This is a genomic window from Paenibacillus sp. BGI2013 (genome assembly GCF_002843485.1).
In the GTDB taxonomy this organism is placed as follows: domain Bacteria; phylum Bacillota; class Bacilli; order Paenibacillales; family Paenibacillaceae; genus Paenibacillus; species Paenibacillus amylolyticus.
The window spans coordinates 85492-109778 of sequence record NZ_PJFA01000016.1 but is presented as its reverse complement, the minus strand read 5'-3'; the positions used below and the strand labels follow the sequence as shown (position 1 = coordinate 109778).

Genomic DNA, 24287 nt, shown 5'->3' with positions numbered 1-24287 from the left:
CCTCTATTTGATATTGGTTATATCTAGGTCGAATAACTCTGAGCAGCTAGACCCTCCTGCTCATCCGCGTCAGTTGGTTTATGCCCGGATGAATCTGTGTAGTCCTTTTTGAACAGCCTGATCACGGGTAAGATGCATAATAAACTCGCTGCATTAACAAAGGCAATGACGCCATAGAAGTATCCCACATGATCAAAGATTCGTGTCAGCCCCCACCCTGCAACAATAATAAGCAGAAAATATGCAGCATTCATAAGCAGGGCCTGATAGCCGCGTCCACTCTGTTCCATGGTAAGCAGCGTTGTCATCATAGGACCCATGGTCAGATAGGAAAGGGAAACCACTGCCAGATATCGGGCCGCTTCTGCACGGGATACGGGATCCGCAATCAGAAAAGCTGTCAACGGTTCCCGCCATACCCAGATGGATACGGCAATTACGGCATAAAGAATGAATGACTGTACCAGACCTCTGCGATAGCTCTCGTATGCACGTGGTCGATGAGCCTCTTTGAGGTTATGATTAATCATGATCCCGATAGCCGATCCAATAACGATTCCGGGCAGTATAGCCATCGTCTGAATTCGATATCCAACTCCGAATCCAGCAACTACCCCTTCCCCAAATTGACTGACGATTTTGTTGAAAAAGAAAGTACTCAAAAAGATAAGACAGTACGAAATAAATACGGGAATGCCTACCTGCTGAAGTGCAATGAGATGTTTCCACACAAATGTTACCCGTTCATACACAAATTCCTTCCTCAATATCAGAATCAGAAGGCTTATGAGCAAAGAGAGTGTTGAAGAAATAAGATTGGCGTATACAATTCCCTTCAATTCCATTCCAGCCACCGAAACGAACCAGTACACCAGCATAATGTTGAGCGATGCCGTACCTACGGAATTCCACGCTGCCGCTTGAGCTCGGCCCAACCCACGCAATGCGGCACCACCCACCGCTGCGAGCACAGCGGGCACACCTGCTGCCATCATGCCCGCCACATAAATGGTAAACATGGGCCTTACATCTATAGGGACGGCATAAAACCAGGAGAGAAGTGGCGACACCAGCATAACCACACCGCCAGCAACAATTGAAAAAATAGCTGCGCTGCCAAGCATATGCCCAAGTAGCGATGTAAAAGCTCGCGAACCCTCCGCTCTGCTCCGTGAGACAGCAACCTGAACCGACAATTGCATGGCTTCCACAAGCGCAATCATGATAAAGGAAATGGGAATATACAGTGATAGCACATATAACACGGTCTGACTGGTATGACCCATAAAAAAAACATTGACCAGCTGCGTTGTTACGTTAACCAAAGAAGCAAGCAGCATCGGTATTGCAGTGCGGATTAACAACCGGTTCACCGATCCCGAAGTGTAATCCAGACCTTTCAAATTCAATCTCCTCCTCCATTCATGATGTCTTCACTTCCTGATGTAGTGTGAGACGAGTCAGGACAGGCATATGTACTACATGTACACAGCAGGCTGATAACAGCCGTTCGCCATCCCAGGATATCAATAGAACACGATCATCCACCTTTATATTTCCGTTCTGTAATTGTTCAGCGAGCTGTATCCACACGTCGCCACTTTGGTAATCAATAGTTTCAGGTACGTGGTAGACTGACTTGATCAAGGATATGCCTGGCTTCGAATAAGGGGTTATGTGTCTACGTAAACGGGATTGAAGAAGAATATTCTCCGTCTGACCAGCATCCATGAACTCATCTATAATGGATATAATCTCTGAAGCCATAACACTCCCTTCGATATCGTCAACCGTTCTCTTTCCTATATAATTCACGGCAAGAGCACCGGACTGTCTGTTTAACTCCAAGGCAACAGCCATATCAGACAGATCTCCGGGAGAGTCGTGCTCTTCAATTACACGTTGTTCCGCCAGAACAAACATCCCTCGTTCCTCTCTCCCTAGTGTCCATGCTGCAGCCTGCATTCCTTCCGTAGCAGCGAGTGGCCCCATATGGGAAAGTGCCAGTGGATAGTCCACCTTCCAGGAGGTAGACTCCAGAATTCGGGCCAAAGGTGGATTCATGGCGTAGCGTTCAGGATAGGTCTGGGCCAGAATCAACAGATCCCAGCACTCACTTGTACCAGAAGCCAAAGGTTCCATGACAACTAGCGCAAGATCACCGGCAGTTACCCGTTGATCATCGGATCGCAAAGAGCGGGTTCGCACAATAGACCTGTCATAATAGTTCTCTTCCATATATATGTGTGGAGATAAGTAATAGTAATCTTCAACATCGAGCATGTCCGTGGTATACAAGTGATCTTCGGCCGTAACCCAACAGATATGATTAACATAGACAGACATCGCACGAGGGTTATTCAGCGTATCAGGCATGCTTCATTTTTCCATTGGCATAGGCTTGGAAAACGTTGATCTTCTGAATGGAGGTAGTTCCTTCCATGAATTCGAAGGCACGCGCATCCCGATACCATTTATTCAATAAAGGATGGTCAATCATAGAACCAGGTCCCATCAGGTCAAGCGCCAGTTCCGTGGCCTCCTCAGCCAGTGCTCCAGCACGAATTTTGCTCAGGGAAGCCAGATACCCTTTCTGCACATCCGCATCAATCTCCGCCGCTGCGCTGCGAATCATGCTACGGAGTGAATGCAGGCGCATCTCCAGTCGCTCTAATTCCACCTTCTCCCTCTCCGAGAAAACAGACCTCTGCTCCTTCACATAATCATATGCTGCCCGTGCGACTCCAAGCGCAAGTGCAGCGACACCAGGCCGCATGCGATGAAAGGTCTGAAGCGCGCCCCATAATCCACGCTTGGTTGGACTGAGATGACGCCCGATGATATCTTCCTCTGCCAGCGGAAAACCATCCAACGTGAGGTGACTCAATTGCACACCTCTAACCCCCATCGTATCCAGAGGTGTAGCGCTGAATCCCTGCACAGACGTGTCTACCAGCGCAATCTGGATGCCGAGAGGCGTACGATTGGTCTGAGCAAATACCAGTCCGATGCTGGCACGACTACCATTACCGATATAGTACTTCTGTCCGTCAAGGTTCAGTCTGCCTTCCTTGTTCCGCGAAATTCGTGTGCCAATACCCGTAGCATCCGAGCCCTTTTCCGGTTCAGTAAGAGCGAAGAATGACCATGCGGGTCCCTTGAGAAAATGAGAATAGTACCGCTCCTTCTGTTGTGAGTCAGCCAGAGCTGATATGATTACACTGGACATCGATGGACCCGGGCTCCCGAGAAATACACCGGCATCACCTGCTGACAGTTCCTCAATCGCGATAACTCTTTCCAGACAGGAAAGACCATAATATCGTTCCTGACCTACAGTGACGATCGGTTCACCGCCATATTCCGGCGGGATCATCATGCGATTGATGGTTTGCAGAGATACCAGATGTGTGAACTCAGCTATACGCTCAGGTTCACGGTCAATGACCAGGCCAATATCACGTAATTCCGTGGCATATTGTTTCATTTCCTGCTCAAAAACAGCAATGGTAGATCGTGTAATCATCAGAAGGCCTCCTTCGGAATGAGCAGCATATTTTTGACCATTTGACCTGCATACACGTAAGCCGAGATCGCATGTCGCAAATAGCCAAATCCTCCTCCAAGACGCTGCAATTGACGGAAGGCCTCATCCAGTTCTTGATGAACCCATGTACTTGTACGCGCCTCCGAAATGTCTGATTGCTCTAATACGAATTCATCCGACTGGATAGTCTCAGCCATATATAGTACAGTCAAAACATCAGCAATCATGCCCTTGACCAGTTGATGCTGAAGTGTGGATTGCCCCCCTGAGTTGCGACTGGATAGATGATTACGCACTTGCTCCAATCCTGCGTTGCACAGTTCAGTACGGAAATAAAGCAACCGTTTTCGAAGATCAGCTATATCACCTGTGACATCATCTTGTCTTTCAAAAAATGCCACATCTTCATTCCGAAGTTCCGATATTCGATAGAGTAAAAGACCTGAAGGCTCCAACATCCGATCTTCCACCCGATCCGCACGTACCTGTTTCCATTCGTAGATATGGCCTGTCTCTGCATGACATATCCATGGCCCACTTTTCACGAGTTCAGGTGTCGCCAGTATTATCCCCCCTTGGCATAACAACACGGGACGTGTATCCAAACGCAACATTGCTGCTTCCAGCAGATCTGTTACAGTGGGTACCGGACGACCTGCGGCCTCTGTACCAGCCGGCACAGTACCTACCTCATCAGAATTCAAGACTGACATATGCACTCCTCCTATTGACTCATGATCAACAATCTCCATGCTCAATTAACGCAAAACCAAAAAAACTGCCCAGCCCAATGCTGACCAGTACGGACCTCTCCCCCTTATGCACCCATTCATTCTCTAGCCCAGAGCTTAGATTGATGAACGCATCCGTGGAGAAGGTATGTCCAATCCGCGGGATATTATCCAGGTAAATTTGTTTTTGATCCACGCCTGTACGCTTTGAAAACTCCTTCCATGTAGTCCAATTGACGTTGTGGGGAAAGATATGATCTACATCATGAAGTGTCAGGCCCTCTGCTGACAGCAGCTCTTCCATACCTCGAATGATATGATCCACATACAGCTTGTTAAATGACGTCATCTCTTCCACTTCCGCATAATATCCGGTATGGAACCTCGTATCCCGAAGAACATGAGCAGCCTGTAAGATGTGCTGACCATAGTTTCTGGATAGAAGCATGGCAACAGCCGAGTCACCCAGAATCGTAGACTTTCGAATATATCTCCAGTCGGGTGGCATGAAATTAAACTGATCGGCACATACCAATAAAACATTACGAATATCAGGCTGTGTACGGGAGATTCGTTCAAGCCATTGAAGAGCGGCTATCGAGGACGCACAGTTCATCTGTGAAATACTATAAAAGGGGATATGCTCGAGCCCATATTCACTCAGAGCCCGCTGCAAGGGCCTATAATCCCCTGGTGCTTGTACATGTGCTGAATGGGCATAGAGCACAAGGTCAATGGCAGGCAAGGGTTGTCTGTCAACAAGCTGTCCAATCGCGCGAACGATAGAATTATCCAGATGCTGACCCGGAGGGGTAACTGGAACACCGTTCAGACGATGATATTTGCGCAGTAATTGAAGCTCTCCTTTACCCAGTCCCAAGGATTCGAGGATAACCTCAGGCTCTTCGATCTGATCAGGCAAATACACACCGATATCCACTATACCCAGCCCCATGACGTTTCCCTCCTCCTGATTACAGCTCTTCGTATCCACCTGCATGAATGAGAAGTGCATAGATAAACTTGTCATCTGGCTCCAGGTGCATCAGACATATGTATTCATCTGTGCACCGATCTTCAAGAAGTTGCTTCAGACCAAAGAATGGTGCAGCGCTCCAGTGGGCAGGATCGTAACTCCCTTGCCAGCCTGTAGCATGAAACCATTCGGTACCGGACACTTCCTGCTCCAACAGCGGATGGACAAGAAGCCTGATCTGAGCCAGATTAACGGATACCTGAACGCAAAGCCTGTCCAGCAACAATTCTGCTGTCTCGGCAATCGAACTCTCGGCATATTGTATTTCCACACCAACAAGGGATGAACCGCCTTCTGCCAACCGATCCAGAACCAGAACAGCTCCCGTGTCCGGTTCTACAATCTCGCCCACTCCTTCCGTCTCGTAGGGAAGAGACGTCTGATCAAGCACAAGCAGCATTCCCCGATCGTAGTTGCCGCTGTTCAGATAATGCTGGAGCATATGAAGTGCCGCGAACGGTGCCCCGAACCCCATATCGTTCACGGCAAAACTCAGGAACCGTGCCTGATAACGGTCCATCAGATAGTTGACAATGGAGATATCTGGACGAATATTGGGAAAATGATAGGCCAGCAGGAGAACATCCACGTCTCCCATGATCTGATCCAGCCCCGACTCTTCGAGCAGTAGTACACTCATATCATGATAGGCATTGTTATAACGACCCTCCAGCAGATGAAACTGGGGTACCACGGGGGACCCCGCCAACAAATCACTGTGAAATCTTAACAACTCCAGATGTTCGAACGGAGGCTGCTTGTCCGTAAACAGCCTGACCTTCATGTCCCGGATGGTAACAGGCGCCGCCATCAGGCAGCAACGAGTTGCTTTTCGATATATGTGGCTAGCGAACCCACTGTGTTAAATACATCTGGCTCCAGTTCATCCGGGTCGATCTCCAGCCCCTCAATACGGTCTTCCAACGTCATCAATAGTTCCAGAACAGACGTTGAATCCAGATGAAGTTCATCAAATAAAGATGTGTCCCATGTAACAGCGTGGTTCTCTTCCATATTCAGCACTTCGGCAAGGGCACCTTTGATTTCTTCAAGCAATACTGCGGTTGTCATGATCATCTCTCCTCATCTGTTGGTTACTGCGGAATGTGAAACAGGGATCAAACGCTGTTTGCCCAGTAGATCTTCGGGAGTATCCCTTTCCCGAATCAGATGGGCTTCTCCACCACTAATCATCACTTCAGCCGGACTTCCATGACTGAGAAAATGGGTCGGTGAAGCAGTAGGGCCGTAGGCACCGGAATGAAATACACCAATTAAATCCCCTTGTTCAACGGGAGGCAGGTTTACTTTTTTGCCAATAACATCATTCGGGGTACACAAAGGGCCGGTAATATTAAACTCTGCAACCGGGGATTCTCCGTATCGTGACAAAGATGCAATCGGGAAATTACGCTTCACATACGAGCCGATTCCGACCGCAGCCATATGACAATTGGTACCACCATCAGTCACGACAAACGTCTCTCCATACGACTCCTTGACATATAAGGCTCGGCTAACCAGCATCCCACTGGTTCCCACCAGATACCTTCCCAGTTCCATGAACAGTCTGATGTCAGGATGTTTTTCCTTGAATTGTTCGAACAAAGGGTTCAATTGTGCAGACAGGGCACTCACAGACAGAGGCTGTTCTCCCTCGTAATACGGAACTCCGAGACCACCGCCCACATCTACCATCTGCAGCCGAATACCCAGTTGCTCCTCCAGCCGTTCGGCAAGCTCCAGAATGTGACGTGTGTTCTCCACAATAGGTTCCACGTCAAGCATACGGGTTCCCATGTATACATGCAGACCGATAATATCCACATGTGAGCATCGTTCCAATTGCTGTCGCCCCTGCATCACAGTATCCTCATCCATGCCAAACTGGCGTGGTTTGCCACCCATCGTCAGCCGTGAGCCCTTCACGGTAAAAGAAGGATTGATTCTCAGTGCCACGGGGACAATCCGTCCCTCTTCAGCTGCAATGGCTTCAATGCGGTTAAGCTCCTGAAACGATTCACAGACGATTGCGTAGATGCCATGACGAATGCATGCGGTTATCTCCGCGTCGGTCTTGCCTGGTCCGAGGAAGATTATACGCTCCGGATTTGTACCCGCCTGTAGTGCGGTATGTAATTCGGCCATGGAACAGACCTCTGCCTGGGCTCCAAGCCCCTGAAGCAGGTGAACAATTGAAATATTCGGATTAGCCTTTAATGAGTAGAACAATTCCACCTTTGGAGTCAGCAGGCTGCGAAGCTCTTCATATACTCGCTCTAATACCTCAGCGTCATAGACGTATAATGGTGTACCGAATTGTGCAGCGATGGCCGAAATCGCAAGCCCTTGAATCTGATAATCTCCAGACATCTACTTCACCTCGTTTATGAATGATAACTTGGCTTCAACCGCAGCATCCGTCGCCCGTAGCTGCTCGGCCGAATGAGCAATAATGACACCATAGAGACGACCAGAGAACACACGATCTTCACCTTTGAAGGCCGCATTGACCGTTGCAAAATTGTTGATAAGTATCCCCTCGCCCTTCAGCGGATCAAATAACAGAGGACCAAGTGTTGACCTTAACTTTCCATAATCCAGGCGGTGATTCAAACGAAGTGTATATTTTTTGGCCAAAGCTAACATCCCCTCAGGAATCCACTGGTTCTGGATCTCAGTCTGATACGTCGACATGTTAAACCTTGCATTGATCTCCAGATTAGGCCACACACTTCCGTCCTCATCCAGAATGGCATCGATACCGGCTACACCGTAGTATCCATCCCGATGGAGCGCAGCACCTATTTGCAACGCAGCGCCCCGGATTACCGCGATCTGCGAATCACCAAGATGTGGTGGCATGAGATGCCCCTGATGAACGCCTTGTTCGACCAATGATTCCTTTACACCAAGAAATTCAACCTCACCACTCCGATGAATTAAAATCTGGTAATTCAGATCACATGTTTTGTTGATCCACTGCTCCAGCACATAATTCACAGCTCTTGTCCCATTCTTGCTTGCCTGTTTCTCCAGCAATTTCATGCATTTGTGGAAACGGGCTTCATCTGCAATAACGGTGATTCCCTTGCCCGAGACGCCCATCGAATCCTTCATAACAATACGCCCGCCCTGTTCCAACACGGATTTCATATCTTCAAATCCGGACGTAAGTTCCTCCAGGGAGTAACACTCACAGCCAGGAATCTGACGGATACCCAGTTCGGCATTAAGCCTTCGGGAGTAGCCCTTATCATTGACTTTGCGGAAAATGTCAGCCGGTGGTACGGCAAGGGGAATACCTGTGCGTTGGGATAGTTCTTCTTCCTGATCCGAGGCTCCGAAGGGAACCAGATAAGCCTGTATATCCTGTCTATCTGCAAGTTCACGCAGCCTGTCCAGCGTACGCTGACAATGCAGGATGTTAGCCGTAATGTTCAATCCCGGTTCATTATATTCAGTAGCAATTAAACGTGATCGACCAAAACCGATGGCCTGTGCATCTGCTATAAACCTGGAATCCGGCAGTTCCTTGAGCAATACGACATCCTGTTCACCTGCCAAGAAAATCCCCAGCTCCTCCATCCGGTTTACAACGTCAGCAGCCGAACCAACACTCAGGGAAGGCAACTTCAGTACCCCCTGCTCATTCCAGTATTCTTCGACTTCAAAATTGTTTATATAAATAAAAACAGCTTCATCATGACCTGTAAGCGCCTGCTTCAGCTTTCTCGAAAATCCGGTCAACAGTGTGGTCAATCTCATCACCTCGTTCTTCTGCGAACTGCATCACCGCCACGCTGAATGTTGCTCCCAGCCCAACCGTGACAAGCAAATAGTAGTCGTCCTTCTGCAAAAGCCCCTGATCTGAAATCTCTTTCAGATTAATATAGGGATCGGAACAGAAGCAGTGCCCGATTTCTCCCACATTGGATGTGTACACCCGCTCCAATGGATAGGACAATCGTGCAGCAACCTTTTTCCATGAAGACAGATTCACATTGTGCGGGACAATATAACGGATATCCTCCAACGTCAGGCCCGCCCCATCTATTGCCTCATGAATGACATCACAGAGCTGGGGTGTATAGATTTCCTGAAATTCCTTGAGCGTCTCGGGATCACCTGTCAGCACGTTGCAGAATTGTCCAAGGGTTACGTTCGTAAGCCCCATCATCCTGCTTCCCGGGCCGGATTTACCAACCAGTATGGCGGCCGCAGCTTCGCCCATAACGGTTGTATTGGGGATGAGCTGTACAATGGGACTGAACGTTTTTTCACCTGTTACGATTAAAATATGATCATCCTCTTCCAAAGAGGGCAGCAATGTTGCAGCAACATCCAACGCAATCAGACCTGAGGCACAGTTCTGCTGTGTCAGTGAAAACGCAATGGCATGATGCATACCGTAAGCCTGCTTCAAACCTTGCAATACCTTCATTGGAAAGGGAAAATTTTCCTGAATTGTGTGGCAATAAATGATATACTTGATAGAAGATGGAACAACTGTCGGACTGTTTACCACCTGGGCGAGTACACGTCCTAACAGCTTAGTCAGATCACCGTCTTTGTCTTGCGGAACCTGTTTCAGACCGTGAATTTTCTCCAACACTTTGGTCTGGGCTTGTTTGAGTCCCAGATGTTCGCTCAACTCCCGGACAGGAACGACGAACTTGGGAATGTATGACCATATTTGCTTGATATGCATCGGTTTAGGACACCTCGTTATACCCATCATACGGAGCACTCTCAATATAGGGAGAGAGCTTCATCCGAAGCTCTCATCTATTGGACTAACCATAATGCCATAGTAGATACAAGGGATTATGCACGAGCCGCTACTGCACGAGCAGATACCGCACGAGCTGCTACTGCGCGAGCCGATACTGCGCGAGCTGCTACTGCACGGGCAGATACTGCACGAGCTGCTACTGCACGAGCACTAACTTCACGTGTTTCGCCCAGCACGTTCACTTCCGATTGTACTGCTTCCAACTCTTTGTTCTTCAATTGTTCCAATGTAATGGGAGTCGCTTTAATGATCATTGATTTATTCCTCCTTTCGTCTTGGATACTATCATTCTATAATCTCCCAATTTGGATTTAAACTGTAAAAGGAGGTAAATGGATTTCTCGCACGCCTTACCCCTTGTTAATACCAATTCCAAGCATTCAATATACAACTCACATTTCACAACGTAATCACAAACTAATTCAAGGGACGGTGAATGATCATGATCGGACCCAAAATTCGGGAAATCCGGGAGCAACTTGGACTGTCTCAGAAACAACTGGCAGGTGAGGATATGACACGCTCATACATCAGCCTCATCGAAAAAGGCAGAGCCGTTCCCTCTCAGCGTATGTTGAAAATCATTGCTCGCAGACTCAATACACCAATGGAGTACTTCTTGGGAGGAAGTGCGACAACGGACACCGATATTGGTGAAGCTGTCCTGGACAAAGCCAAAGCCTACTATGCTGAGCAGAATGATCCTGCCTGTATCCGTATGGCTCAGAAAGTTCTGACTCTGACGGAAGATACACTGGATCAAACGGAAGCCTATCTGCTCATCATGCGAAGCCACAATAGGCTTGGCGATTACCGCCAAGCTCTGGATGATGGGGAAACTGCGGCTTTTACAGTCACCCGAACAGGAGACCGGGAGCGCATTGTCGACTATTACCTGGAAATGGGAAGAGCTGCATTTCATGCAGAACTGTTTCACGCTGCCCGTAAATACTACGAACAGTCCTATACCTACAGCAGCAAACTCAAACATCTGCAAGATAAACATATCCGTTCGTTAACCTTTCTCGGAACAACCCATTTGCGGCTCGGTAACGTGGATAAGGGACTGGATTATTATCTCAAAGCCGAAAAAGAAGCCCAAATGACCGGGCAACCGGAGTTATATGGCGAAATTACGCTGGGTTTAGGCAAGGCCTATTATATGTCCGAACAGGACGGACACTTGCTCTTAAGTTATGACTGGACCAAGAAATCGGTAGATTCATATAAACAGGCAAATAGTAAATCCTATGTACTTGCTCTTCACAATCTGGCTGTCATTCAACTTCATATGGGACAAAAAAAAGAAGCCCTTCCCTTGCTGTCAGAATGCGCCGATATCTACGACAAACGCAATCTGCCTCACAAGAAGGCTTCTATATTAGAGGAAATCAGTAAAATTTATCTCGAAGAACGGCAACCTTTACTGGCCGAAACAGCCATCAAGGAAGCTCTTAAACTGCTGGATCAACGAGATGAAGGCATGCTCCGTGCAAAACTATATCGTCTTCTCGGCATTGTATTTCATGAGAAAGACAACACCAATGAAGGCTATTACTTCCTTCGAATGAGTTACGATCTGCTTAAACGCATCCATGCAGATCGTGAGGCTGATATTAGCCACAAACTTTTAATTCTTAGCGGACAAGAACAGAAAATGAATTATGATGACTATAAATCCTATATCAAATAAATACGGCCCCCATCTTCTCCTAACAACTATTCAGGAACAGGATCATTCAGATCAAGCGGGTGAACCGTTATTTGTTTATCTGACGAGTAGCCCAATGATACACGGGACTGAAGAGCTTCCCCTGAATTTTGAAGATGTCCATTGTACAATGAAAACAACATGACAATGGCCATAGACAACCCGCTCGCAACAATCCGAAGCTTGAATATTTTATTATCCACGTCCATCTCTCCTTGTGCATATGGTTTGGCAGCCGAACATACCGTGTACACTTCAGCGAACCTAAGATGTATTGTACGGATAATTGCAATGACTTTAAATACGTTAATTACCATTTACCTCTACTTGCACATGAAACTCACGTATAAAAGGTCATATGATCTTTGTCTTCGCGATAATAATCCAGCCTTTGCTTCATCGTACCTGTATGCAGTTCAAACAAATGACCATCCGGATCGGTAAAATAAACGGATAATGCATCCCGCGGATCTCTTAGCCTTCCGGGAAGAATGTCAGCACCCGCTGCTCGCAGCTGCTGCACAGACGCGTCGAACTCCTCTTCTGTAACGGTAAATGCAATATGGGTATAGGTTCGTTCCGTATAGTTGCGAATAACATCCTCCTGATTCAGGGCAATCCAAAGACCGGCAAGCTTAAAATAAGCCAGTTTGCGTCCTTTCACCTGAATTTGGGCACCGAGAGCCTGCTCATAAAAGGTAATGGCCCGCTCCAGATTGGATACGGAAAAGCACAAATGATTAATTCCTTGAATATTCATGTGGCTCCTGACACCTCCATCGATTTAAGGATCTATCCTTATTATGGTATATTCTGCGCAAAAAACAACCGCTCTGCTGTTTTCCCCCGCACCTTCTTCTGGGCGAATGCATAGGTTATCCGTATCAATGAACGTTCGAGGAGGATGTAAAGCGAATGAATCCTGTCTATCCTTTTTATGGTGAGAAAACGGTATGCAAGGAGCAAAAGCTGGCATTCCCACCCCAGCATCAGGACCAGCAACCCGGTCTGGAAACTCTGATGGTGCCTGAACCGATCAGTGAAGATCCTGCCTATATAGGTAGCTGCAAACTCCAAGGTAAAGTTGCCATTATTACGGGTGGTGACAGTGGAATCGGCCGGGCGGCCGCCATCGCTTTTGCCAAGGAAGGTGCGGATATCGTCATTGCTTATCTATATGAACGGACAGATGCCGAAAGGACTCGTGAACGGATCGAAGAACTGGGACAGCGCTGTCTCTTAATCGAGATTGATCTCCGCTTAAAGAAAAACTGTGAAGCCGTCATTCGCACAACCATGGAAACCTACGGGAAGATCGATATTCTGGTCAACAATCATGGCGTACAGTATGTGCAGCCAAGCATCGTTGATATTACAGAAGAACAGCTGTATCACACCTTTCAGACCAATGTGTTCGCTTATTTCTTTCTGATTCAGGCCGCTCTCCCCCATCTGTGCAGAGGTGCCTCCATTATCAATACGGCTTCCATTACAGCATATAAAGGTAACACTCAACTGATCGACTACTCTTCTACCAAAGGAGCCGTCGTATCGCTGACTCGTGTACTCGCCCAATCGCTCGCTGCACAGGGAATCCGTGTGAATTCCGTCGCCCCGGGACCCATCTGGACACCGCTCATCCCTGCCAGTTTCTCCGCTGAGGATGTACAGGTATTTGGAACAGATACACCCATGGGTCGAGCTGGTCAGCCTTACGAACTGGCGGCAGCCTACGTTTATCTCGCTTCCCGCGATTCATCCTACGTCACAGGTGAATGCATTCATGTAAATGGCGGCGATATGGTAACGACATAGGCTGATGTCAGGTTGGATTTGGCAGGTGTGGCAGGATATCGGTTGTCCAGTTGCGAAGAGGGTTAGGAGTATGATCCGGTTATGCCGGAGCCTGACATCTAGCGACAAGGAGCTGAACAACCTGATGAACTTCGATCCACTCTACCAACCGTATCCCTCTTACCGCGTGCCTGTGTATGCGAAACAAGGCATGGTCGCCACGTCACAGCCACTGGCTGCACAAGCTGGTCTGGATGTATTGAAAAAAGGCGGCAATGCCATCGATGCCGCCATTGCAACTGCGGCAGCACTCACGGTGCTGGAGCCAACGTCCAATGGCATTGGAGGCGATGCTTTTGCCCTCGTCTGGACCGAGGGCAAACTGCATGGCCTGAATGCCAGCGGCCCTGCGCCTCAGGGCATATCCATTGAGGCGCTTCAAGCGGCAGGCCATACGGAGATGCCGAAGCTTGGGGTTGTTCCGGTGACGGTGCCTGGCGCACCGGCGGGTTGGGCTGAGCTGAGCCGCCGTTTTGGGCGGCTCACGCTGGCGGAAGCGCTAGAACCGGCCATCCGCTATGCGGAGGAAGGTTATCCGCTTGCGCCTGGGCTGGCCCGCCACTGGGCAAGGGCAGCCGAGATCTATGCACGCCAGGGTGATGCGGAAGCAGGGCGGGCGTGGTTTGAGACATTTGCTCCAGGCGGGCGTGTTCCCGCAGCTGGAGAGATGTGGCGCTCGCCGGATCATGCGGCGACTTTGCGCCAGATTGGCGAGAGCGAAGCACGAGACTTTTACGAAGGAGAACTGGCAGAGCGCATTCATTCCTTTATGGCAGAGCACGGTGGTTATCTGACTCGCGAAGATCTGAAGGCTTTTCAGCCGGAGTGGGTTGATCCCATCTCCGTCTCCTATCGTGGTTACGATGTATGGGAGATTCCGCCGAATGGACAAGGATTGATTGCTCTCGCGGCGCTTAATCTCCTGAAGGGATATGATTTTGACGAGAAAGAATCCGTTCTGGCATATCATCGGCAACTTGAAGCTATGAAGCTGGCATTTGCCGACGGGGAGAAATATATTACTGAAGAACGCAAAATGGGTGTGACGGTGGAGGAACTCCTGTCCGAGGCATACGCGGAAGAACGGCGCAAACTCATTGGTGATACCGCACGAGCACCTGAGGCAGGTGATCCACGTGCAAGTGGAACGGTGTATCTGGCTACGGCTGATGGTGAAGGCAACATGGTTTCGTTTATCCAGAGTAACTATATGGGCTTCGGGTCTGGGCTCGTTGTTCCGGGAACAGGCATTGCTTTGCAGAATCGTGGACACAACTTCTCACTGGACCCTAATCATGCCAACGCCCTGGAGCCAGGCAAACGAACCTATCACACGATCATTCCGGGGTTCCTCACCCGTGGCAGCGAAGCGGTTGGGCCATTCGGTGTCATGGGTGGTTTCATGCAACCGCAAGGTCATGTGCAGGTGGTTATGAATACGATCGATTATCACCTGAACCCACAGGCCGCCTTGGATTCTCCGCGCTGGCAGTGGACGAAGGGCAAAACAATTCTCGTGGAACCGGGTTTCCCGCAGCATATCGCTCAGGCACTCGCCCGCAAAGGACATGATATTCAAGTGGCACTCGATCCATCCCAGTTTGGACGCGGTCAGATCATCTGGCGCAACCCGGACAATGGCGTATTATGCGGGGGTACGGAAACCCGAGCGGATGGCTCGATTGCGGCTTGGTAAAACTCGCGTCATTTTTATAATAGGATGATCACCTTATCATCCGTATAGGGTGAAATTTTAAGGCACAACAGAGATGATTCATGTCATCTCTGTTGTGCCTTTTTTCGACTTCTAACATCAGTAAACAACATACTGTAGATATTTATGTACCCTTTTAACCAGAGAAATGTAAAAATAATGTGTAATTCATGAAAAATACTTATTTTTTCGTAAATTTTCACTACACACCATAAATCACAGTGCCTTTCTGACCGATATAGATAAAGGGAAATCCTCACCATACGTGTCATCATGCACACGTACTTCCCTGGAGCTAAGGAATCACGCAAAACAGAAAAATGCGACTACAGAAATGAGGGTACCACACATGAAAACAAACAAGAAAAGACGCGCAGGTCTAGGTCTCACCATAATGATGATCCTGACGGTACTAATCCTGGGGGCATGTTCACCCAACAATACAACAACGGCAACAGACACAAGAACAAAGGTTGGGATCGTGCTTACGGAAGTGGGTCTGGGTGACCGTTCTTTTAATGATGCTGCTTTTGATGGACTGGTTCAGGCCAGAAATGAGAAAAGCATTGTCTTCGACTATCGTGAACCGGGCGACAATGCCGAAGCTGCATTTGAAGAGTTTGCGCAAGCCAAATTCGATCTGGTTATCGGCCTGAGTGATGCTGTCCAAGCGGATATGGAGAAAGTTGCAGCCAAATATCCTGACCAGCAGTTCCTCATGATTGACAGTCAGTCCGAACTGCCTAACATTGCCTCCATTTCATTCCGGGCGGAAGAAGGAAGTTATCTGGCAGGTGTTATTGCCGCTATGGCTTCAACGGAAGATCATGTCGGCTTCCTTGGTGGAATAGAGATACCAGTCCTTCGTAATTTCGAGCAGGGTTTTAAACAAGGTGTTCTGGCTGTCAAGCCGAATGCAACCGTTGATGTCGTCTACGCAGGGGACTTCGGCAATGCCGAGCTGGGTGAACAACTGGCTGCAGAGATGATTCAGGAAAAGGGCGCTGACGTGATCTACGTAGCTGCTGGTCTCACAGGCGTTGGTGCACTGACGGAGATTCAGAAATTAGGGAAATACGCCATCGGTGTAGATACCGATCAATTCTTTTTGGCGGAAAAATCCATTCTTACGTCCATGCTGAAAAATGTGGATGTCTCTATCTATAATGCCGTTAACACGTTTGTTCAAAACAATCATACCTTCCCTCAAAAGGAAATCGTGGAGGGGCTGGCGGAGAACGCCGTGGGTCTGACTGCTCTACATAATATCACGCTCAGTGATGAACAACAGCAAACCTTCGAAGATCTGAAGGCTAAGATCTCTTCCGGTCAAATCAAAATTACGCTTGATCAATAACCCATCGGATACGAGGAGGTACGCACATGAAACTACAGGGAAAACTGATACTTAATGCTCTAATTTCACTACTTCTATGCCTTGTGCTAGTCGCTTATATCATCATGCAATTGCTCAACATGAATGCCAAAAATCAAAATCTGGTACCAGCCATGCTCAAGGTGAGTGAACTGAACGCCAATCAGATTCAGACCCAGCAAGCGCTGGATGTCTACTCATTCTCCATGACAGCAGGAAACCAGGACGCCGTGCTTCGCTTGCTGGATGAAGGCCAAACGATGATTCAGGAGCTTACGGACGGATTGCTCGAAACAGATCAGCAGTTACAACTTATTCAGTCCATCGAGACAAAATTAGAAGCTCTCAACCAGGGAGCCACCGAAGCGATGAGTGCGATGAACAGTGCGGAAGCGAAACGTTACAGCACTCGGGTTCGGGGCATACAGAATGATATCTATTCGTTAGATGAGATGACTCGGGATCGTTATGATCAATATACCGTCGATTTGGAACGTAACATTCAGCAAACGTGGCAAGCCGCTCTGGTAGGAGCTATCGTATTGCTCGTCGCCGTGATGCTGTTTAACATGTATACTTCACGTCAGATTGCCAAGCGTATTCGAACACTCAAAGACGCCGCTGGACAAATTGCGGACGGTGACCTGACCGGACAATTACCGGAATCTCGGGGCAAAGATGAACTCGATGACCTGAGTCGCTCCTTCGGTATCATGACTCATAATATCCGCGGCATTATTCAGTCGATTGGTGAAGCGGGTCATCGTGTCGATCTGATGGCACAAGATATTGACCGCGGTAATGATACAGCCCAAGCGATTGTGCAGCAAGTATCCCGCACCACGGAGGAACTCTCAATTGGCAGTCAAAAGATTGCCGAGGATCTGAGTGAAACGGTGATGGTTGTGGACAAAATGCAGTCTACCTTCAATAGCAATCTCGAGTCCACTTCCCAATCGGTAATCGATGGTCGTGAAGTATTAACTACCGTTGAGGAAGGTAATAAGGCTGTAGCGGAGCAACTCCGCTTGGCCGAAGTGAATCGTACGGCGATGGCCGAGGTAGAACAAACGGTGCGGGAACTGGAAGAAAGCGCGGTTCGAATCACTACGATGACGACATATGTATCGGAGATTGCCAAACAAACAACCATGCTCTCGTTAAATGCCTCCATAGAGGCTGCTCGCGCTGGAGAAGCCGGACGTGGCTTCGCTGTTGTTGCGGGCGAGGTGAATAAACTCGCCGAACAATCTGCGCAATCGGTCAAACATATCTATGCAGCTGTTGGCGAGATCACAACCTCCATGGACAAGGTGAAGAACTCTGTAGCACAAAGCATGCAGTTATTCGGCGAACAGGAACAAGCCACTGGCCAGACTCGCGAATCCTTCTCTGCTATTCGTGAAAGTGTGGAGCGCATCAGTACGGGTATCCATCAACTTGCTGGGGACATGCAACAATCCAATGAACTCAGTACACAGGTGCAACAGGCCATCGAAAATATCAGTGCCATCACCGAGCAGTCGGCTGCCAGCAGTGAAGAGATCACCGCCTCCACGTCGGAACAACAACGTTCCTTCGCTGATGCAAGTATCAAGGTGAAGTCATTGCGTGATATTAGTGCAGAGATGCATCAGGAACTGCTGCGATTCCGGCTGTAAGCCGGGAGAATTTTGGGCTGGACGTAGATCAGAAGTAGTTTAGATGCAGATTATAGGCATGTTATGGGTAGGTTATAGCCGAGCCAGGATCAGGTAGCGTGAACATACAAACAAACAAATAAAGGGGAGCCCTGTCATGAATCATGACAGGGCTCCCCTTTTCAGTAACTAATCATTGTTTCATCCAACCATTAACTCGTTTCAAAGATATGAAAGTATATAGATTGAACTAAACATTTACACGAAACGGAGAGGACAGAAAGAACCTGAAGAAGTGGAGCTAAAAGCTATCTGAAAGAAAGCTGACACGGAAGCATATACTTCGCCTAAAAGCTTTTTGAAAGAAAGCCGCCTCGGAAGCATACGCTATTCCGGATTTCCTAATTTATAAAAAAAACTGGGGATAATAGCGATCGGAAGGTTGTTCTGTCACCGGAGTGTCCAGTGTATATATTCTTTAGATCAACTTATATAGATAACAAGGCATCAACATTTCAGATCCAAACGTTTAACGAACTGAGCAAACCTTATTGGGCCATTAATTGCAGATTATAAAATCTAACGAATCTCAGGCATTCTATTCCCTAATTTAGTCCGGTTTTTCAGGTGTTTTCTCTGAAATACACAGAGATAACGTGGATGAGATTCGTTAGCTTTTGCTCCTCCATGTAAACCGTGGTATAAGGTGTATCAGGTTCGTTAGGGCATTGGGTATTGAGCATTGAGTACTGATCAATGTTCATTGAGCAAATGAGTACTGAGCAATGAACAATGGACAACGTTCACTCATCTACTTTTGGTGCGCTGCTTCGTTGGATCACTTGCAGTTTGAAAACGAATCGTCATAGGCAGTAACCCAAAACCGAGAGTTTGTCCCACACCTGCCCCATCCTCACAGTGCATCGATGATATCTCCGGCCAGCAAGGACGATGGGTCACCGCGCAGCAGGGCTGCGCGTTCGGCGGCCTGTCCGTGGAGATATACGCCGAACGCGGCGGCTTGCTCCGCGCTGAGCCCCTGGGCAAGCAGACCGGCGATGATGCCTGTCAATACGTCTCCGGCACCGCCAGTCGCCATGCCGGCGTGCCCGGTGGTGTTGATGTACGCCTCGCAGGATGGCGTTGCGATGACCGTTCGTGCTCCTTTGAGCACAAGGGTCACGCCCTGCTCGCGGGCGTATTTTGCAGCGTGTCCAATGCGGTCACGCTGCACCTCTTGGGTCGACATGCCCAGCAGTCGGCCCATCTCGCCAGGGTGCGGCGTCAGGATTGTCGCCGCACTTCGCTGGCCCCAGTCGCGAGGCCCATGTGGGCCAGCGTCTGCCAGCATGTTGAGGGCGTCCGCGTCGATGACGAGCGGACGATCCGATTGTTGCCACAGACGGCGCAGCCAGTCTGTGTCGCCCTGGAAGCGGCCAAGGCCTGGGCCGGTCGCGAGCACGTCGCGGCTCTCCGCAAGACGCAGCACGGCGTCGGCGGAAGCCGCGTTCCATTCGCCGCTGTCGCCATCGGCGGCGGCAGCAAGCATGAGCTCGGGCACGGTGCCGATGACATGCGGCAACAGTGCCGCGGGCAGCGCCCATGTGGCGAGCCCGCAGCCTGCGCGCAGCGCGGCCTTGGCCGAGAGCAGGCCAGCGCCGCTCATCGGCAGACTTCCTGCGGCCAACAGTACGTGGCCGTAGGTGCCCTTGTGGCCGTCCGGTGCCCGTAGACGGCCTGTATCCACGCGCAGCGCACCGCGCAGCACCTCGTCCGTCAGCAGACGGACCGAGGGGCCATGCTCTGGCGCAAGCCGCGCGGGAATGCCGATGGCGCGCACCACAATGCGCCCCGCGGCAGAAGCGCCCGGGTACTGCACCAGCCCGCGCTTAAGCAGCGCGAGACATACGGTCACCCGGGCTTGAATGCAGGGCTTGTACACCTCTCCGGTGTCGGCGTCCAGCCCGCTTGGCACATCGGCGGACACGACCGGCTTGCCGCTGTCGTTCGCCGCCTCAATCAGCGCCGCGTAAGCTCCGCGCGGCGCTCCCCGCGACCCGGTGCCCAGCAGCGCATCCACGATGCCTGTGCACCGGCTGAAGTCCACGGCTTCGCGCCCGTGGACAAGAGCAGGGATGCCAAGCTTCGCGGCGGCATCCCGTTTCACTGCGGCTTCGCCCCGCAGTGCATCAGGGGCATCGGCGTAGACCAATGTCACGCCAAGCCCTGCTTCAACCAAATGGCGCGCGGCCACCAGCCCATCGCCGCCATTGTTGCCCTTGCCGATCAGCATGTACCACAGCTGATCTCCCGGGCGCTCCATCACCAGCGCCGGATCGGCGATGATGTCGCCACCATAACCTTGCCGATCGCCGGGCCCGGTGTGTGCCCGCCTAGCATCGGTCTGGCTGCTATAGTCAAGCTGCTCTGAATCCACAAGCCGGCCTTCTGCCTGTCCTTCCCGGCACAGCTTGATGACTTCCTCAGCAATGGCTCGGCCTGCATTCTCCATTAGACTGGCAGCAGGAATACTCAGCTTATGAATGGTATACTCGTCCACAGCTCTCATCTGTTCAGCGGTTACGATAAACAACGTTCATCCCTCCCCGTGACAAGCTCATCTCATACTTGAAAGTAGCAACTTTGCACCTAAACTCTGCATCTTATATGTGTATCGCTATCTTTCCTCTTACCTCATCCAGTTACCACAATCCACTCGATACATCATCGAAAACTCTATCGATCCGTGTACGAGACCTTCAGATTAAATCATCCATTCCAAAGCCTGTCTACGCTTAATAACCTACCGTAAACCGTGCTTGGATAAATTGCGGATCGTCCAGTTCATCCACCAAAGCCGCTGCAAAATCGCCAACGGAAATCGAGCTTTCCCCGATATCATCCGTAATCACACGGTTCATGCCAACCCGGAACTGGCCTGTCCGACGTCCTGTTGTGATTGTCGCAGCAGGGCTCATGTAGGTCCAGTGAATACCTGATGCTTCAATCAGCTCATATGCTTCTGCATGGGCTTTTGCCAGTGGTTTGACTTCTTCCGGGAATCCCGGCGTATCCATCAGCATATCCCCGGAATCGGTTAGCAAGCTTCCCGCTCCACCAACTACAACCAGACGTCCTGCTTTTGCCCGGCGCACGCCCTCGATCAACGAACGTGTCACTTCCAGCATCTCTTCTTCTCCACCAAACTTCGGTCCATATGCACTCACAACCACTTCCTGACCCGCTGCAAAATCAGCCACCTGATCCGGGTTAAGCAGATCTCCCTGTTCTACACGCAAACGCTCATGAACCATCTCAACCTTCGAAGGGTCACGCACCACCGCTGTCACTTCATGCCCACGATCCATCAGCTCCCACAGTATCATCTTGCCAATCGCTCCGGTTGCTCCAAAAATGGCTACTTTCATATGAATTCCCTCTTTTCTGTAGATATCATCTTGTCAACTTACCGTTATTTTAATACTTAATCCTATTGTTATATACCTTAAACGGCTCACGCCATCTTAAACCGGATGTAAACAACTTGTAAACCTATCTCTTACAGCTTATATGTAGAAAAATAATCTTTACTTCAACTAGCGGAAGAAGCACCGACACTCTTAAGTATCCCCTCTCTCCGCTAGCACTCAACACGAATCATGCAAAAAAGCCGCTAAATGCGGCTATACTAAGATAGTTTCATACGACATAAGTCTATTCTTATCTCAAAATTTCAGTTTCCGTTCCGCTAGGTAGTCGGTCCTTCTTCTCCCTGCCTCCACCACATGCCCTCCGATTTTGGGCTGGTGTATTCAAATCCAAATTGAGCATAAAGTTGATCAGCCGGAACATCCGCCAGCAGACTGACCAAACCACGGGCAGGTACTGCTTCACGCAGATAATTCATAATCTCGCTCATGATCAGTTTTCCATACCCCATTCCCTGAACATCCGGGTGTACAGCAATATCGACGACCTGAAAGAAACAACCTCCATCTCCAATCACTCGCCCCATGCCTATCAGCATATCCTCTTCACGCAGACATACGGCAAACAGGCTATTCCGTAATCCAATCTCTGCGCCTTCCCTGCTCATTGCACTAAGGCCGGCAATCTGCCGTAAGGCAAGATACTCCACCGCTGCGGGTGGTGTGTGTTCAATACTCACATGATCCATGAATTGTGCCCCTTTCTGCTTGAATTCATCTACTTCCTGTGTAATAGTGAGAGAAAGCTTACGTGAAGCGTGTTTCATGATACGTGAAGTTGGTGCAAAGGAGGAACAAGTGTGTTTCAACGTTGGATTGAAGATCTAACATCGCGCCCAGGCGCTGTGGCTGTACTGTTTGGAGTCATGGCTTTGCTTCTGGGGATATACATATGGTCTGCCACTGAAGTTCGCCGCAGCCACGAAAGGCGAATGAGAAGGATACGAGATACATTATACATAAGTACAGCCCTCTTGGGACAACTTACCATCCAGGAAAATCGGAATTATGAACGATCGGAACACGAACATGACGATCTGATAACAGCAATGTTAGCCTGCAAAGCTGCATCTTACCTATCTCCTCAGCTACAGGACCAGATCCGTGACTGTATTAAGGATCATGACCCTGCCAGAATTGGACTGATGCACAGAGCACTGGAACGGGAATGCACCGTATTATCGGATGAACTCAGCCGGGATACTCATGCAGATCATTGGGGCACAGCGGTATGGACCATCCTTCGGCCTGCAGCCGAACCATTGGCACTAGCAGCCACAGGGTTTCTAGTTACAGATCTGATATTTCGTCAGCGGATGTTGGACGTCCATGTAGACTCATGGGACAGCATCTTGCCATGGATTCGCGCAACTTCCATAATGATCACCATAATATATGGTTACCTGCTCTGGGCCAGCCCACGACGGGATAGGTCAAGTACAGTAACCAAAATGCTCTCCTTGCTGATCGCACTATGCTCGTTGCTCCATCTGATTGGACCTATTGCTGCGCCCTACGCCCTTGGATTACAGCTGATTATATTCACTTCGGGTTTCGGGTTGACTGGGACACGCTCTCGAAGTGAGCGCCCCTACGCAGGACATACGGATCTGGAACCAACGAAGCAAGTCTCTACGGAGATGGAAGGAAACACACGTCGTACATCTGGTACCAACACCGACGAATAACCTACGATTCAGCCGCTTCCGTATGATTAAACTTAGATACCCACATCGATGATACGAGACTTGGCCCTCCCTCGGCTGGATTTTCACCGATCAGGTCATGTCTCCTTACTCGGCATGCTATACGATGATGAATGTCAGTATCCCAAATTTATCGAGCTCCCGTCTGGCTGTTCCTATTGAGTAGCCTATCGATTTTATAAGGAACACAGGACGTCTTATATTACCTCTACAGCCTCTTTCAAAATTGTAAAGAACCTCAGACACGTTATTTCCCAAAATCGCTCGATAAAAACGCTCTAAAACGCCGTACATTTCGATATAACGTGTCTCAGATTCCTTAGATTTCTGCGGGTGCTTCAAACCCTTGAATAAGACGCCTCATATTCGTTAGCGCTCAACCCCTGTTCATGCTCTGTTCCAATCGCGACTGAGAGGAAACCTCGTTTCTCTCTCGTACGAAGCGAAAATTCTCATTGGTAGTGGAAAATAGGAAAATCGCTTTTGCGACGTCCTAATTGCTTGCTCTTACATTCAGTATTTAGCGCTTGCCTACTCCGGACACGTTCAGATACACTTCGGCTTTCAGCACGTGTTGAAAACATCCCCTATATCCAACGTATCTGTACGCAAAAAGGGCTTAAACTACATTGTAGTTTAAGCCCTTTTCTATAATCTTTTCTTGCGAAGAATTGAACGATATAAAATGAA

At 49.3% G+C, this 24287-nt stretch carries 22 protein-coding genes; 6 read left to right on the top strand and 16 right to left on the bottom strand.

Annotated features, from left to right (window positions below):
* Nucleotides 1–23 precede the first annotated feature (23 nt).
* The 11 genes from CXK86_RS27745 to CXK86_RS27695 form a co-directional block, all read right to left on the bottom strand.
* Nucleotides 24–1409: an MATE family efflux transporter gene (locus CXK86_RS27745; RefSeq protein WP_143781325.1), complete on the bottom strand. Its 1386-nt coding sequence runs from the start codon at nt 1407–1409 to the stop codon at nt 24–26.
* A gap of 13 nt (nt 1410–1422) precedes the next feature.
* Nucleotides 1423–2376, bottom strand: a complete 954-nt coding sequence (locus CXK86_RS27740; RefSeq protein ID WP_076254500.1) for a hypothetical protein — start codon at nt 2374–2376, stop codon at nt 1423–1425.
* Complete coding sequence (locus tag CXK86_RS27735) at nt 2369–3526, bottom strand: acyl-CoA dehydrogenase family protein (protein ID WP_083685145.1); 1158 nt, start codon at nt 3524–3526, stop codon at nt 2369–2371. The genes CXK86_RS27740 and CXK86_RS27735 overlap by 8 nt, the downstream gene beginning before the upstream one ends.
* Entirely contained in the window at nt 3526–4260 is a 735-nt protein-coding gene (locus tag CXK86_RS27730; RefSeq protein WP_076254495.1) for an acyl-CoA dehydrogenase family protein, read from the bottom strand. The genes CXK86_RS27735 and CXK86_RS27730 overlap by 1 nt, the downstream gene beginning before the upstream one ends.
* 25 nt (nt 4261–4285) lie before the next feature.
* The gene (locus tag CXK86_RS27725; RefSeq protein ID WP_047840306.1) at nt 4286–5233 is read right to left on the bottom strand and encodes a ketoacyl-ACP synthase III family protein; all 948 of its coding nucleotides are present in this window, start codon (nt 5231–5233) and stop codon (nt 4286–4288) included.
* A 19-nt stretch (nt 5234–5252) separates the two neighbouring features.
* Nucleotides 5253–6098, bottom strand: a complete 846-nt coding sequence (locus CXK86_RS27720) for a hypothetical protein (protein WP_179087966.1) — start codon at nt 6096–6098, stop codon at nt 5253–5255.
* Between the two features lie 26 nt (nt 6099–6124).
* Nucleotides 6125–6385 (bottom strand): acyl carrier protein, encoded by a 261-nt coding sequence (locus CXK86_RS27715; RefSeq protein WP_047840308.1) that lies wholly within the window; start codon nt 6383–6385, stop codon nt 6125–6127.
* Between the two features lie 12 nt (nt 6386–6397).
* Nucleotides 6398–7687: a diaminopimelate decarboxylase gene (gene lysA, locus CXK86_RS27710; RefSeq protein WP_036607414.1), complete on the bottom strand. Its 1290-nt coding sequence runs from the start codon at nt 7685–7687 to the stop codon at nt 6398–6400.
* Nucleotides 7688–9082, bottom strand: coding sequence for a preATP grasp domain-containing protein (locus tag CXK86_RS27705; protein WP_076254491.1), 1395 nt, complete (start codon nt 9080–9082; stop codon nt 7688–7690). It abuts the gene before it with no gap.
* Nucleotides 9018–10025, bottom strand: coding sequence for a ketoacyl-ACP synthase III family protein (locus CXK86_RS27700; protein WP_076254489.1), 1008 nt, complete (start codon nt 10023–10025; stop codon nt 9018–9020). Before CXK86_RS27700 ends, CXK86_RS27705 begins: the two co-directional genes overlap by 65 nt.
* A 116-nt stretch (nt 10026–10141) precedes the next feature.
* A complete protein-coding gene (locus tag CXK86_RS27695; RefSeq protein WP_036607418.1) occupies nt 10142–10363 on the bottom strand; it encodes a hypothetical protein in 222 nt (73 codons plus the stop codon).
* 188 nt (nt 10364–10551) lie between these two features.
* On the opposite strand from CXK86_RS27695, the gene CXK86_RS27690 reads away from it, so the two are divergent.
* Nucleotides 10552–11802, top strand: a complete 1251-nt coding sequence (locus tag CXK86_RS27690; RefSeq protein WP_179087965.1) for a helix-turn-helix domain-containing protein — start codon at nt 10552–10554, stop codon at nt 11800–11802.
* Between the two features lie 26 nt (nt 11803–11828).
* Here CXK86_RS27690 and CXK86_RS31905 read toward each other — a convergent pair whose 3' ends face one another.
* Both CXK86_RS31905 and fosB read right to left on the bottom strand, forming a co-directional pair.
* The gene (locus CXK86_RS31905) at nt 11829–12023 is read right to left on the bottom strand and encodes a hypothetical protein (RefSeq protein ID WP_143781120.1); all 195 of its coding nucleotides are present in this window, start codon (nt 12021–12023) and stop codon (nt 11829–11831) included.
* 137 nt (nt 12024–12160) lie between these two features.
* Nucleotides 12161–12580, bottom strand: a complete 420-nt coding sequence (fosB, locus tag CXK86_RS27680) for a metallothiol transferase FosB (RefSeq protein ID WP_076254484.1) — start codon at nt 12578–12580, stop codon at nt 12161–12163.
* A 155-nt stretch (nt 12581–12735) separates the two neighbouring features.
* Between fosB and CXK86_RS27675 the strand changes: the two genes are divergently transcribed.
* The 4 genes from CXK86_RS27675 to CXK86_RS27660 all read left to right on the top strand — a co-directional run bounded on the left by CXK86_RS27675 (nt 12736) and on the right by CXK86_RS27660 (nt 18424).
* Complete coding sequence (locus CXK86_RS27675) at nt 12736–13635, top strand: glucose 1-dehydrogenase (RefSeq protein WP_036607429.1); 900 nt, start codon at nt 12736–12738, stop codon at nt 13633–13635.
* 124 nt (nt 13636–13759) lie between these two features.
* On the top strand, nt 13760–15370 hold the full coding sequence (locus tag CXK86_RS27670) for a gamma-glutamyltransferase family protein (protein ID WP_076254537.1): 1611 nt from the start codon (nt 13760–13762) through the stop codon (nt 15368–15370).
* A gap of 367 nt (nt 15371–15737) precedes the next feature.
* Nucleotides 15738–16745: a BMP family lipoprotein gene (locus CXK86_RS27665; protein WP_083685142.1), complete on the top strand. Its 1008-nt coding sequence runs from the start codon at nt 15738–15740 to the stop codon at nt 16743–16745.
* Between the two features lie 26 nt (nt 16746–16771).
* Nucleotides 16772–18424: a methyl-accepting chemotaxis protein gene (locus CXK86_RS27660; RefSeq protein WP_076254482.1), complete on the top strand. Its 1653-nt coding sequence runs from the start codon at nt 16772–16774 to the stop codon at nt 18422–18424.
* An 892-nt stretch (nt 18425–19316) separates the two neighbouring features.
* Here CXK86_RS27660 and CXK86_RS27655 read toward each other — a convergent pair.
* The 3 genes from CXK86_RS27655 to CXK86_RS27645 all read right to left on the bottom strand — a co-directional run bounded on the left by CXK86_RS27655 (nt 19317) and on the right by CXK86_RS27645 (nt 22580).
* Nucleotides 19317–20996, bottom strand: coding sequence for a bifunctional ADP-dependent NAD(P)H-hydrate dehydratase/NAD(P)H-hydrate epimerase (locus CXK86_RS27655; RefSeq protein WP_076254480.1), 1680 nt, complete (start codon nt 20994–20996; stop codon nt 19317–19319).
* A gap of 202 nt (nt 20997–21198) precedes the next feature.
* Entirely contained in the window at nt 21199–21831 is a 633-nt protein-coding gene (locus CXK86_RS27650) for an NAD(P)-dependent oxidoreductase (RefSeq protein ID WP_076254478.1), read from the bottom strand.
* 320 nt (nt 21832–22151) lie between these two features.
* Nucleotides 22152–22580 carry a GNAT family N-acetyltransferase gene (locus CXK86_RS27645; RefSeq protein WP_076254476.1) on the bottom strand — a complete coding sequence of 143 codons (429 nt, stop codon included), beginning with the start codon at nt 22578–22580 and terminating at the stop codon, nt 22152–22154.
* Nucleotides 22581–22691: 111 nt separating this feature from the next.
* Between CXK86_RS27645 and CXK86_RS27640 the strand changes: the two genes are divergently transcribed.
* Nucleotides 22692–23579, top strand: a complete 888-nt coding sequence (locus CXK86_RS27640) for a hypothetical protein (RefSeq protein WP_076254473.1) — start codon at nt 22692–22694, stop codon at nt 23577–23579.
* Nucleotides 23580–24287: the final 708 nt, after the last annotated feature.